Source organism: Flavobacterium psychraquaticum (genome assembly GCF_034497725.1).
In the GTDB taxonomy this organism is placed as follows: Bacteria; Bacteroidota; Bacteroidia; order Flavobacteriales; family Flavobacteriaceae; genus Flavobacterium; species Flavobacterium psychraquaticum.
Window position 1 is genome coordinate 351,059 of the sequence record NZ_JAXKVR010000030.1, and the last position, 13,321, is coordinate 364,379.

Here is a 13,321-nt window from a genome sequence, read left to right on the forward strand (position 1 = left end):
ACATTTATTTCGTACTTCGTACTTTATAAATTAAAATCAAAATGATAAACAAGCGCTTACTTATCAAAAATTTACTAGCTCACAACGATGAGAATAGTTTTTATGATAAGAAGCGTTTGTTAAATTTGCACACTTTAGAAGGAAAAGCGAAGTTCTTAAAACACATTTGTGCACTTTCTAATTCCAATCCAGGCAATAATTCATATATTGTTGTAGGCGTTGAAGATGAATCTAATGAAATCGTAGGAGATGACTTTTTTGATGACAGTCGCATTCAGAACCTAGTGAATGCTTATTTAGAAAATCCGCCTAAAATCCAATATGAAAATGTGCCTTTTCCAAACTTGCCTAGAGATAAAGTTGTGGGTTTAGTGACTATTAAACCAAAATCGAAAACATCGTATTTTAAGAAAGGGATCCATACTATTGAGGCGAATAGTGCATTTGTTCGAAAAGGAAGTAACACATCGCCTACAAATGACAAAATTCCGTATTCCAAACAAAATATTGAAACTGTCATTAGTTTAGAAAATAATTCTAGAAACAGTATTTCGCATACGTTAGAGAGTGTTTTAGATTTTATCAATATTCGACACAAAGATTTACCATCCAACTATAAAGTTTTTAAAGAGTTATTTGTGGTTTGCTGGGCTGGAAATAAGAAAAAAGTTAGAGATCAAGTGTTTTACTCTAGAGTTGATATTGAACTCATTAACGAACAAGTTAAGTTGTTTTATTCCGCTTTAGATGAAGTTACTATTACTTATGACGATGCTACTTTTTCGATTACCGAATATGTTTGTTTGGGATTGAATGATAAAACTAGTTTTTATCCGCTGGAAAAGGTAACTATTGAATTTTTTGACAATGGTTATTACAAAATGGATTCCAAGTTATTGTTTGAACCGCCACAATACAATAAAAATGTGTTACATCATATTTACAATTCCAACAATACTATTTTATCAAAACTTCAAAAAGGTCTTGCCTTAAGTGAGTCTGAAAAAAGAGATTTAACTAATTTACCTCACACTTTGATGATCTGCTATTTGAATGGTTTTGAGCAAGCCATTGAAAAACTTGTTGCCGCAAAACCTAATTTGAAAGCTTTTGAAAATCCTTTGGTTTATCTCTCTTTTAAAGAAGTGATGCGCATTTTGAGAAAAATGAAATACAACTAAAAAAAACTGTCTTTTCTTTTAGAAAAAATTAGTCGTAAATAGGATACTAAAAGTATGGTTCCAAGAATATAAACAACTTTATATTGAATGGAATAATCTAATGAATTAAATAAGGAAACGCGCTCTTGAAATAATGTATTATAGGTTAAATCAACCACGGCATAAATCCAGATTAAACTTAAGATTAGTAGGACGATTAAGGATTGGGTATATAACTTCATTTTCTTTATCATTTATATCATAAATATACGAAATCAAAAAAGATATACTGTTACAGATTTTCTGTACATTTTCACTTTTTTTTTCCAATGTTTGCTCAGTTTTTACATTAAAATTAGATCAGTCCGTGATTTTTAGCCGCGCGAACGATGTCTTCGTCACTACCTTTTTCAATTTTAAAGTAATGGCGAATTTGCGCTTTTCTTTTATCAATTGCGCTTATTGATAAATTCATATGCTGTGGTAGGTTTTTAGTTTTAATGCCTTCACCTAAAAGCGTAATTAACAGTCTATTATTATCATCTAAAAAAGCCCTTTTTTCGTAAAGTTCTGCAATATTATCTACAACGGTTTTACTAGTGTAAACCTGATTAGTATAAATCTGTTCAAAAGCCATTAAAAATTCCTCGGCAGTAAAATCACTTTTTACTAATAAACCGTTTGGTTCAATGGTTTTTTGAATGTTGTCTAAAATAAAAGCTTCGGCATGTGACGTTAAAATTACGACTTTACATTTTTTAAATTTTTTTCTAATTAACAATGCCAAGTCTTCACCACTCTTTATGTTTTTCTCTACATACGGCGGTAAGCTCAAATCTACAAAAGCCATATCATAAGCTTCTAAATTTTCCTCAGACATAATAATATTGTAAGCCGTTTCGCAATTATATGCAGGCGTCGTATTAATATGGAGGCCTAATTCATTAAAGGATAAGATACTTTTATATCCTTCTATCATAGAAGGATGGTCATCGATCATTAAAATATTTAAACTTTTCATCTTTATTTCTATTATTTCACAATTACAAATTGGTTATTTACAATTTTACTTTTAATGTAATACGAGTACCCTTATTTTTTTCTGATTCTATATGCAACTCTCCTTTAATGGTTTCTGTTCTGCTCTTCATATTTTTAAGACCTATTCCTTCTTTTACTTTTTTTGTATTAAAACCACTACCATTGTCATAAATTTCTAAACACAAAAAACCTGCTGCATCAAAATCAAGGTAAAGCATAACTTTTGTAGCATTTGCATACTTGTTGATATTATTAAAAGCTTCCTGAATAATCCGATAAACATTCATCTTAATTTCCGGAACAATTTCGTTAATAGTATCGTCATAAATAAGCTTGCAATCTAAAGAATACGTTTCTTGCTGACTTTTCACAAGTTCTTCTAATATATTCTTAAAATTACTTTTGCTTAAAATAGAATCATTATAAAGCTCGTGTGAAAAAGCACGTATTTCTTGTTCAATGACGCGAATAGCTTCCACTTGATCAATAGCTTTTTTAATTGTAACTTCATCTTGTACCCTGGAGATTGCAAATAAATTTAAACGTGTACTTGCTAGTCGGTTTAAAATATTATCGTGGAGATCTAAAGCAATACTTCTTTTAACGGTATTTCTAACCTCATTAATTTCTTCCTGATTATTAAGCATCAACCTATAAATTTCTTCGTTTGATTCTTGTTGCTGTTGCTTAAAAGCAAAATCTTTGTGTTTACCTCTCTGATAAAGAATGATATAAAATAAAAATCCAAAAGAAATAATTAATAAGGAAGATATTAAAATAAATTGTTGCTGATTAGAAATTTTTTCCTTTTCTGATATTATTTCATCGGTTTCAAATTCAATTCGGGCTAATTTATTTCGAGTGGCACGTTCTTTTCTTTGAAGGTCATCATTTAGCTTGATGTATTCTTTAGCATAAGCTAATCCTTCTTTTGGTAGTAGTTTTGTGAAAAAATCTAAGGAAATTAAAACTTCCCTATTAAAGTTGGATTCTTTAGCTAATTTATAAGCTTCTTTGTTGTAATCAAGTGCTGTTACAGTATCTTTTTGAGCTAAATAATATTCTGTTAAATGATTCAAGCTATTCACTTTACCTTGAATATCGCTAATTTCATTACGAAAATTCAATACTTTTTTAAAATCTTCTAAACCTTCTTCTGGGTTAATTTTAAATCTTGAATAGCTATAATTATCAAGCAAAGAAGCATATAGCACGGGTTGTAAATCTTCTAAATCTTTGATTTTTAACCCTTCCGAAAAAATCTGACTGGCTTCATTTAATTTATTTACGTTAAGGTATACGAATCCAATGTTATTTAAAGTTTGCGCTTGATAAATAGCTTTATAAACCTCGTTCTTAATCTTTTTTACTTCTAAAAGTGCTTTTTGATGGTACTCCAATGCTTTTTCATAATCTCCTAGACCGGATAAAGAGGCACCAAGGTGTGAATAACATTCATAAATTAACAACTCGTCAATTACGTCATTAGCAAAGTTTAAAACTCTAATCGTCTCCGATTCACTCCCTAAAAAGTCTTTTTCATAATATAAAACGTAAGCTTTGTGCAGTATTGTATTAGCTAAATTAGGAAGGTCTTTAATTTTTTCATATTTTTTTTCTGCCGACAAATAATAGTAATAAGCACTATCGTTTTTAGAAATATTTAAATAGTAGTCTCCTAAATAATATTCTGCCTTAGCAATGTTAATCGAATCTTTATTCGATTGTGAAATTTTTAGTATTTTATCAGTTGTCAATTTATAATTATCGTAATCGCGCAAAGTGAAATATCTATTAGCCAGCTTAAAATAATTTTTCATTGCTAAGGAATCAAAACTTTTAAATTCCTCTATCAAAACTTTTGCAGAATCTGTAAATTTTAATTTTATTTCATTATTTAAATTTATATCTGAACTCTTTTCAAAGTATAAATCTAATTTATCTTTGACAACTGATTTATCCTCGATAGGATTACACCCTACAAGAAAAAACAAACTAAATAAAATTATTATATGTTTCAATTAATGGATTTGCTTTTGAACAAATTTAGTATTTAAAGATAATAATTAATCTCTTTTTACAATTATTATTGGTATTCTTGCGTTCAAACCATTATCGTCATTGATAAGATTGGTTTTTTCGATTTTAAGCTTCATTATTTTTTGAATTGGATCATTTTCTTTGTCATTTGACACGTTTGAAAAAAACAAAGAACTCATTAGTAAGATTATAAGTGTTTTCATGTTTATAAATTTAAAATTATTAGTCTTTTTTAGATACGGTAACTGGATTACTGTCTTCTTTATGAGTTACTACAGTAGTAGAGTCAGCAATATTTGTTGAATCAACTCCTTCTCTTTGATAACTACTTTCCGACAAATTAAGGGCTCTCTCTAAATCCGCATCTTGCTCATCAGTAGAACATGAAAACACGGAAAGACTAAAAACTAATACTCCAAATAATTTTAATGAATTTTTCATAATGTTTGGGTTTTTAAATATTTATAATTTGTTATAGGTTGAATTCTATTTATTTTGTTCATTTTTGCTTTATAAAAATAAGAAACGTATATTTAAATCTGTTACAGATTTTCTGTACATTTTCACTTTTTTTTTCCAATGTTTACTGAGATTTTATGAAAAAATTTGTCATCGGAGACATCCACGGAGGTCTAAAAGCACTTGTTCAAGTATTAAAAAAAACAAATTTTAATGCAGAAGATACGCTCATATTTTTAGGTGATTACGTAGACGGTTGGAGCGAATCTCCAGCTGTTATAGATTACTTAATTGCCCTTCAACAACATCAAAAATGTATTTTTATACGAGGTAATCACGACCAATTATTGTTAGAATGGTTAACTAATGTCAATCAAAATAGCGACAAATCACTTTGGTATTTACACGGAGGAGATGCTACGGTATTATCCTACCAAGATATTAATGATACAACAAAGAGCAAACACATCACTTTTTTGAAATCACTCCAAGATTATTATTTAGACGAAAATAATCGATTGTATTTGCATGCTGGATTTTCTAATCAAAGAGGAGTCGAAAATGAATTCTTTAAACCCTCTTTTTATTGGGACAGAACGCTTTGGGAAATGGTAATGGCTCTAGATAAAAATCTTGCAACCGACAGTATTTTCTATCCAAAACGTTTGAAATTATACAACGAAATTTTCATTGGTCACACGCCGGTTACTTATATAGGTAAAGAAGTTCCTGTGAATTTTGCCAATGTTTGGAATGTTGACACCGGAGCTGCCTTTAAAGGAAAGTTAACTATTATGGACGTAGCATCCAAAGAATTTCACCAAAGTGAGCCACTACCAGATTTATATCCAAACGAAAAGGGAAGAAACTAAAATATTCTTATATTTGCACTTTATTAAAAAATAAAATCACGATGAAAAAAATTTTACTACTTATTACGTTATTTGCAGCGGTTCAAATTTCGAATGCACAAGCTTTTCAAGGAAAAGGAGATACTAAGTTTCAAGTAGGATTAAACCTTCAAGATGGCGGAACTGGAATTACTTCTACCGTAGATTTTGGATTGGGAGAAAATATGTCTTTTGGTTTTGTAGCCACTTACTTGTTAGACGCCAACGATATTGATGCTAGCAAAGCTAAATTTGAAGACAGAGCTGATGTTAAAGCCCGTTTTAATGCAAACATTGGAAATGTATTAGGATTAGATCCAAAAATGGATATTTATCCTGGTTTGCATTTAGGAACGCGTAATTTTGGTGCTCACTTAGGATTCCGTTATTTCTTTACTGATGGTTTTGGCGTTTATGCAGAAGGCTCTGCTCCATTAGCAAGATACGATTCTGAAGTAAGAGGTTTTGAACATTATAACAACCAATTTGTATTCCATTTTGGTGCTTCATTTAACTTGTAATATTAATTTTTAGGATATCAAAAAAGCAACTCGTCAAAAAAGTTGCTTTTTTTTATGCTAACAAATAACAATTTTTACCTTTGCGTAGAATATCATAAATTAAAATCCATTCAAAATGAGTGTAATAGAAAAAAAACTAAAAGACCGCAGTGGTTCAGTTTGTGAAATCAGCGGCGCCGAACATGATTTAGTAGTGTATACTTTACCACCACATACTGCGGAAAGTTTAGAACATTCGGTATTGATCGCTAAAAGCTTGAAAGACCAAGTGGAAAATCCAGAAACTACTGATGAAAAAGACTGGAGAGGCTTGTCTGATAGTATGTGGAATGAAAACTTACCCGTTCAAATTTTATCATGGAGAATGTTAGCACGTTTGAAAAATAACGATTTGCTAGAAATGATGTATTTAGACGAAGACGCTTTAGTATGGGCAAAAGCAACCGGTGAAGACGAAGAAGAAGACGAAAACAAAATAGTTCATAAAGACAGTAATGGAGTTACGTTATTAGACGGCGATTCTGTTGTATTAATAAAAGATTTAGATGTAAAAGGAGCAACATTCACTGCAAAACGTGGTGCTGCGGTGCATAATATTAAATTAGTCTGGGACGATGCTACGCTTATTGAAGGTAGAGTTGAAAATCAAACTATTTTTATTTTGACACAATACGTGAAGAAAACGAAGTAAAATTTTGGGAAACATATAAGTCATATTAGTTTAAAAAGTAAAGGCGTTCAAAATTTTGAACGCCTTTTTTGATATAAGTTTTAAGTTTATAACTTATTCTATTAAATTTTACAAATCAAATTTAATTCCTTGTGCTAAAGGCAATTCGTCTGAATAATTTACTGTGTTAGTTTGTCTTCTCATATATACTTTCCAAGCATCAGAACCTGATTCACGACCACCACCTGTTTCTTTTTCACCACCAAAAGCACCACCAATTTCAGCACCCGATGTTCCGATGTTTACGTTTGCAATTCCACAATCTGAACCTGAGAATGATAAGAATTTTTCAGCTTCTTTTAAATCATTCGTCATAATTGCAGAAGATAATCCTTGTGCTACTCCGTTTTGAAGATCAATAGCATTTTCAACATCTCCAGAATATTTCATTAAATATAAAACCGGAGCAAAAGTTTCGTGTTGAACGATTTCAAAATGATTCTCTGCTTCAATAATTGCTGGTTTCACGTAGCAACCTGATTCGTATCCTTCACCAGAAAGAACACCACCATCAACTAATACTTTTCCACCTTCAGCTTTTGCTTTTTCAATAGCAGCTAAATAGGTGTTCACCGCATCTTTATCGATAAGTGGGCCAATATGATTTTTTTGATCTAATGGATTTCCAATGGTTAATTGTTTGTATGCGCCAACAATTGCATCTCTTACTTTATCATAAACCGATTCGTGAATGATTAGTCTTCTGGTAGAAGTACATCTTTGTCCGGCAGTTCCGACAGCACCAAAAACAGCACCAGGAACCACAACTTTTAAATCAGCCGTTGGTGTGATGATAATTGCGTTGTTTCCGCCTAATTCTAATAATGATTTTCCGAAACGTTGAGCAACTGTTGTTCCAACGATTCTTCCCATTCTTGTAGAACCTGTAGCAGAAATTAAAGGAATTCTAACATCTGTAGTCATCATTTCACCTACTTTGTAATCTCCGTTGATGATACAAGAAATACCCTCTGGTAAATTATTTTCTTTTAAGATTCCAGCGATAATATTTTGACAAGCGATTGAACATAAAGGTGCTTTTTCTGAAGCTTTCCAAACGCAAACATCGCCACAAATCCAAGCTAAAGCCGTGTTCCAAGACCAAACCGCAACTGGGAAGTTGAATGCAGAAATAATTCCGACAACTCCTATGGAATGCCATTGTTCTCTCATTACGTGCATTGGACGCTCTGAAGGAATCGTTTGTCCGTTTAATTGACGCGATAAACCTACTGCAAAATCACAGATATCAATCATTTCTTGAACTTCTCCGTAACCTTCTTGCAATGATTTCCCCATTTCATAAGAAACTAGTTTCCCTAATGGTTCTTTTAATTCTCTTAATTTATTTCCAAACTGACGCACGATTTCTCCTCTTTGAGGCGCTGGCATAGTTCTAAAAGTTTTGAAAGCTTTTGTAGCACTTTCCATTACTCTTTCGTAATCGGCAGCAGTTGTTGTTCTTACTTTTCCTATTAATTGACCATCAACTGGGGAATAACTTTCGATTAATTCTCCGTTAGAGAACCATTCGTTTCCTGTTGAAGTTCCGTCATTTATAGCTTTAACGCCTAATTGTGCTAAAGCTTCTTCCATTCCAAATTGTTGAGCTATTGTTGACATTGTAACTTTTTTTGATGTTTTTGTTATATTTAAGCAAAAATAGTGCTTTTTTTTGACTTTTTTAGTGCTTGTTGTTACACAAGAATTATGATTAAGAAGAAAATGCCCTAGCCCAGATGGGAACGGCATCCTATTTGTTTTTTTATTTAAAAAAATAAAAAGATATAGTGGACAGCTGGAATAAGCTCCTTAAAATTATTTTACAAATCTTGGATCTGCTTCCATAACGGTGCCACAATTTTCGCAAGTTCGTAGTTCTTCCGAACCATAAAAGTGTTTGAAATGGGCTAAAAAGTCAACTTCAATGTCTTCTAATTCAAAATAAACTTCGTGTAATTTGTGGTTGCAATTGTCGCAAAACCAAAGTAATCCATCAGGAATATCATTTGCTTCGCGTTTTTTTTCTACCACTAATCCAATTGAGTTTTCTTCACGAACGGGAGAATGTGGTGTTTTTGCAGGCAATAAAAACATATCACCAGGACCTAATTTCATAGCTTTTTTCTCGCCATTATCCTGAACATAAACGGTAATATTTCCTTCTAATTGGTAAAACAATTCTTCGCTTCCACTGTAGTGGTAGTCTTTTCTAGCATTTGGTCCGGCTACAACCATAATGATATAATCGCCAGAACTGACGTATAAATTTTTGTTACCAACTGGTGGTTTTAGTAAAGCTCGGTTTTCTTCAACCCATTTCGTAAGATTGAATGGTTTTTGAATTGCCATAGTTTATAGTTTTGTGACTACGAAGTTACTAAAAAGAAAAAAGGTTAGCCATAATTTTCATTACAAACTAACCTTTTTATAAAATTTTTAAGAATTACTTAACCTCTTTCACTAAGTAAATATATACTGGAAAGTGATCTGAGAATCCTGGAACATTGTTTTGATTTCTCAAAGGATAGCCTTTATATTGTCCTGTTTTTTGAATTAGGAACGGTTTGTTATAAATTCCCGCTTTCCAATATTTGAAAGATCCGTAATCGTTTTTGTCTTTTGAAATGAATTGTTGCGATACCATAATTTGGTCAAAAATATCACCTGAATCTCTATAAAACAAAGAAGCATTTCCGTCTTTAGCCATTTGCTCAAAAGGATTATAAATATCCGCTGGTTTTTTAAGTTCGTCTTTTTTAAGTTTTGCACCAATTCCTTCTTTCACACTTTTGTTATAAGTTCCATCATTAAGGTCACCCATTGTAATCATTTTAGCATTTGGGTTAACTTTAATTAGCGAATCCATTATTTTTCTGTTTAATCTTCCCGCTGCTTCTCTGTAAGGACTACTTCTTTTTTCTCCTCCTGAACGTGATGGCCAGTGGTTTACAATTACGCTAACTTCTTCACCATCTAACATTCCTGTAACTAAAAGTTGGTCACGTGTGTAAATTCTTTTAGTTTTAGTATCGTAATTTTTATTTTTTTCTATCTCATCGTCATCACCTTCACTTTTCTTAGACTTCTTGGCCGTAGTCTCTTCGTTTTGATACACATAAAGCGGCACATTGATGTAACTTGTCGGTTGGAAATATTTTTCTTGGTATATAAAACCAACATCAATTCCACGTTTATCTGGCGAGTCAAAATGAACAACTTTGTATCCTTTGTCAATTAATCTTGGATGTTTGACTAAGTCTTCTAAAACTTTTCTGTTTTCTACTTCACAAACACCGATGATTACAGGAGCATTTTTCTGCATATCACTTGTTCCTAATTCAATTAGCACTCTACTTAAATTGTCTAATTTTTTTTCATAATTTTTTTTAGTCCAGCCGTTAACTGGCGTATACTCTTCATCATAAGTATCTGGATCATTGATGGTATCAAATAAATTTTCGACATTATAGAATGCGACCGTGTGCACTTTAAACTTTTTGTCTTGAGCTAAACCATTGTTTATTGTGAATAACACAACAAAAGCAGCAATAAAATTTTTAATTTTCATAAAACGAATGTTATATAATTATCAAGTTGTATACAAATTGGGTGCCAAAGGTAAATAATATTATTAAAAGTTATACCTTTGTAGGCTGTTAAGTTTTTAAAAGCTTAACATTAAATTAGTATTAATTTTAATATTCTTTATGAAAAAACTTGTTTTAAGTACTTTACTAGTACTACAAGCTGTTTTTGTTTTCGCACAACAAAACCCAGCCTTAAAAGGTAAGGTTATCGATGCTAAAAGCCAAAAACCATTACAAAACGTTGTTGCTTTGATTCAAAGTACCAACCAGTCTGTTTTAACTGATTTTGATGGAAATTTCGTTTTTCAAACGGTTCCGCCTGGTAATCAAGTTTTATTGGTGAAAACTAATGGTTATAGTCAACAAACTTATTTGTTAGAACCATCTACGGAAGAAACTGTTGATTTAGGTATTATTGTTTTAGAGGAAGACATTACTTCTGAACAACAATTGAGCTTAGTAACTATTACTGAAAATGATTTAGGTGATGATAATAGTGGTTCTGAAAGTACCGCAGGTTTATTACAAGCTTCTCGTGATACTTATCAACAAGCTGCTGCCTTCAATTGGGGACAAGCTCGTTTTAGAATCAGAGGTTTAGACAACGAATATGGTACCACGATGATTAATGGTATTGTAATGAACAAGATTTATGATGGAAGACCACAATGGAGCAACTGGGGGGGTTTAAACGACGCAACTAGAAATCAAGAATTTTCAATGGGTTCTGCTCCGTCTGACTACACATTTGGTAGTGCTTTAGGTACGCAACAAATCAATACTAGAGCTTCATTCTATCGTCCTGGAACAAGAATTTCTATGTCTGGAACGAATACTAATTATAACTTCAGAACTATGGGAACTCATGCGTCTGGTATGAACAAAGACGGTTGGGCTTTTGTGGTTTCTGCCTCAAGAAGATGGGCTGAAGAAGGTTATTTTGAAGGAACAGATTATGCTGCAAATTCATTATTTGCAAGTGTTGAGAAAAAAATTAACGAAAAACACAGTTTAAACTTAACTGCAATTTACGCTCAAAATAGTAGAGGAAAATCATCTCCAAACACAGATGAAGTTACTAATTTAATGGGAATTGAATATAATTCTTATTGGGGATATCAAAACGGCAAAAAACGTAATTCAAGAGATAAAGACATTGAAGAACCAATCGTAATGTTATCTCATTATTGGAAATTATCCGAGCGTACTAATTTAAATACGAATGTTGCTTTTCAAACAGGATCTATTGGTAATACAAGATTAGACTATCAATTAGGAAACAATCCTGACAAAACATATTATAGAAATTTACCAAGTTATTACAATAATTTAGGTGGCTATTCGCCAGAACAATTAACTGCAATTGGTCAAGGTTTTCAATCTGATGCTCAACTAGATTGGGATGCTATGTATTATGCAAATACTACAAGTGCTTTTGCAGGAAGAAGTGTATACGTATTGTATGAAGACAGAACAGATGATAACCTGTTAAACGCAAATTCAATTTTACAATCAAGTTTATCTGACAATATAAGTTTAAATGCTGGTGTTAATTTTAGAAAATTAAGATCTCATAACTTTCAAAATCTTTTGGACTTAATGGGTGGTCAGTACTTTTCAGATATAGATACGTTCTTTGCTGGAGATGCTTCACAATCAGATTTAAATAATCCAAACAGACAAGTTGGTGAAAATGAAACGTATGGTTATAACTATTTGTTACGCGCTTTAACTTTTGATGGTTTTACGCAATTTAAATTCACTTATGACAAAGCAGATTTTTATTTAGCTCAATCTTTTTCTAGAACAGAATACCAAAGAGAAGGTTTATATAGAAACGGAATTTATGCTAATAATTCATTCGGAAAAGGACAAAGTATTACTTTTGAAAACTTTGGATTTAAAGGAGGTTTAACTTATAAATTATCAGGAAGACATTACTTTGACTTCAACGGTTTATACCAAACTAAAGCACCGAGTCTAAAAAATGCATTCTCAAATGCTCGAGTTAACAACAAACTAACAACAGATATCAAAAGCGAAACAATTGTGAGTGCAGATGGTAGTTATATTGTAAGAATGCCTAAATTTAAAGCAAGATTAACTGGTTTTTATGCTAAAATTAAAGACGCAACAGAAGTAAGTTTCTACTACGGAGAATTTTCTGATGAAGCTGGCGATAGCGATACCTTCGTAAGTGAAATTACTAGAGGAATTGATAAGCAAAATATGGGAGCGGAACTTGGTTTAGAATACCAAATTACTTCTACAATCAAAGCTACAGCAGCGGCTTCTTATGGTCAATATATCTATTCAGGAAATGCTAAATTAAAAATTAATGATGACGCACTAGCTACAACAGGTTCGAATACATTAATTGATTTAGGAACAACGTATCTTAAAGATTATTTCCAACCAGGAATGCCTCAAAAAGCTGCTTCTTTTGGATTAGAATATAGAGCTCCTCAGTTTTGGTGGATTGGTGCTAACGTAAATTATTTAGCAGATAGCTACATCGATGTTTCTAACGTTTTAAGAACAAATAACTTTACGATTAACCCAAGTGGTGATACTTATCCTGGAGCAACTCAAGAAGCGGTTAGAGAAATTTTGAAACAAGAAAAATTCGACGATTTTACTTTGATAAATTTAACAGGAGGAAAATCTTGGAGAATTAGTAAAGCAAATAGAAACACGGTTGGATTCTTTGCTTCGATAAACAACGTTTTTGACGTGAGATACAAAACAGGCGGTTTTGAACAATCTAGAAAAGCTAATTTTCCAGACTTACAAGCAGACAACGCTAACGGAACACCTTCTTTTGGCTCAAAATATTTCTATGGTTATGGAAGAACAGCATTTGTTAACTTCTATATTAACTTCTAACAAA

Annotated in this window: 13 protein-coding genes; 5 read left to right on the plus strand and 8 right to left on the minus strand. The window is 31.9% G+C overall.

The features are described from left to right. The first annotated feature begins 41 nt into the window (after positions 1-41). The gene (locus tag T1L09_RS11280; RefSeq protein ID WP_322551064.1) at positions 42-1,181 is read left to right on the plus strand and encodes an ATP-binding protein; all 1,140 of its coding nucleotides are present in this window, start codon (positions 42-44) and stop codon (positions 1,179-1,181) included. On the opposite strand, the gene T1L09_RS11285 is transcribed toward T1L09_RS11280, so the two are convergent. From T1L09_RS11285 to T1L09_RS11305, 5 genes are all read right to left on the minus strand, one after another. Beyond that, positions 1,178-1,402 (minus strand): hypothetical protein, encoded by a 225-nt coding sequence (locus T1L09_RS11285; RefSeq protein WP_322551065.1) that lies wholly within the window; start codon positions 1,400-1,402, stop codon positions 1,178-1,180. The two genes, T1L09_RS11280 and T1L09_RS11285, sit on opposite strands and share 4 nt — an antisense overlap. A gap of 113 nt (positions 1,403-1,515) precedes the next feature. Next, positions 1,516-2,181, minus strand: coding sequence for a response regulator (locus tag T1L09_RS11290; RefSeq protein WP_322551066.1), 666 nt, complete (start codon positions 2,179-2,181; stop codon positions 1,516-1,518). Positions 2,182-2,218: 37 nt separating this feature from the next. Further along, on the minus strand, positions 2,219-4,222 hold the full coding sequence (locus T1L09_RS11295; protein ID WP_322551067.1) for an ATP-binding protein: 2,004 nt from the start codon (positions 4,220-4,222) through the stop codon (positions 2,219-2,221). Between the two features lie 45 nt (positions 4,223-4,267). Further along, positions 4,268-4,444, minus strand: a complete 177-nt coding sequence (locus T1L09_RS11300; RefSeq protein WP_322551068.1) for a hypothetical protein — start codon at positions 4,442-4,444, stop codon at positions 4,268-4,270. Between the two features lie 19 nt (positions 4,445-4,463). Further along, the gene (locus tag T1L09_RS11305) at positions 4,464-4,682 is read right to left on the minus strand and encodes a hypothetical protein (protein ID WP_322551069.1); all 219 of its coding nucleotides are present in this window, start codon (positions 4,680-4,682) and stop codon (positions 4,464-4,466) included. 155 nt (positions 4,683-4,837) lie between these two features. On the opposite strand from T1L09_RS11305, the gene T1L09_RS11310 reads away from it, so the two are divergent. From T1L09_RS11310 to T1L09_RS11320, 3 genes are all read left to right on the plus strand, one after another. After that, positions 4,838-5,572, plus strand: coding sequence for a metallophosphoesterase family protein (locus tag T1L09_RS11310; RefSeq protein ID WP_322551070.1), 735 nt, complete (start codon positions 4,838-4,840; stop codon positions 5,570-5,572). Between the two features lie 41 nt (positions 5,573-5,613). Further along, entirely contained in the window at positions 5,614-6,111 is a 498-nt protein-coding gene (locus T1L09_RS11315; protein WP_322551071.1) for a DUF6646 family protein, read from the plus strand. 115 nt (positions 6,112-6,226) lie between these two features. Further along, a complete protein-coding gene (locus T1L09_RS11320; RefSeq protein WP_322551072.1) occupies positions 6,227-6,802 on the plus strand; it encodes a PhnA domain-containing protein in 576 nt (191 codons plus the stop codon). A gap of 108 nt (positions 6,803-6,910) precedes the next feature. On the opposite strand, the gene amaB is transcribed toward T1L09_RS11320, so the two are convergent. The 3 genes from amaB to T1L09_RS11335 all read right to left on the minus strand — a co-directional run bounded on the left by amaB (position 6,911) and on the right by T1L09_RS11335 (position 10,412). After that, positions 6,911-8,464, minus strand: a complete 1,554-nt coding sequence (gene amaB / locus T1L09_RS11325; RefSeq protein WP_322551073.1) for an L-piperidine-6-carboxylate dehydrogenase — start codon at positions 8,462-8,464, stop codon at positions 6,911-6,913. Between the two features lie 195 nt (positions 8,465-8,659). Continuing rightward, positions 8,660-9,193, minus strand: a complete 534-nt coding sequence (locus T1L09_RS11330; protein WP_322551074.1) for a 3-hydroxyanthranilate 3,4-dioxygenase — start codon at positions 9,191-9,193, stop codon at positions 8,660-8,662. A 94-nt stretch (positions 9,194-9,287) separates the two neighbouring features. Further along, positions 9,288-10,412: an endonuclease/exonuclease/phosphatase family protein gene (locus T1L09_RS11335; protein WP_322551075.1), complete on the minus strand. Its 1,125-nt coding sequence runs from the start codon at positions 10,410-10,412 to the stop codon at positions 9,288-9,290. A 139-nt stretch (positions 10,413-10,551) separates the two neighbouring features. On the opposite strand from T1L09_RS11335, the gene T1L09_RS11340 reads away from it, so the two are divergent. Then, positions 10,552-13,317, plus strand: coding sequence for a TonB-dependent receptor (locus tag T1L09_RS11340; RefSeq protein ID WP_322551076.1), 2,766 nt, complete (start codon positions 10,552-10,554; stop codon positions 13,315-13,317). Positions 13,318-13,321: the final 4 nt, after the last annotated feature.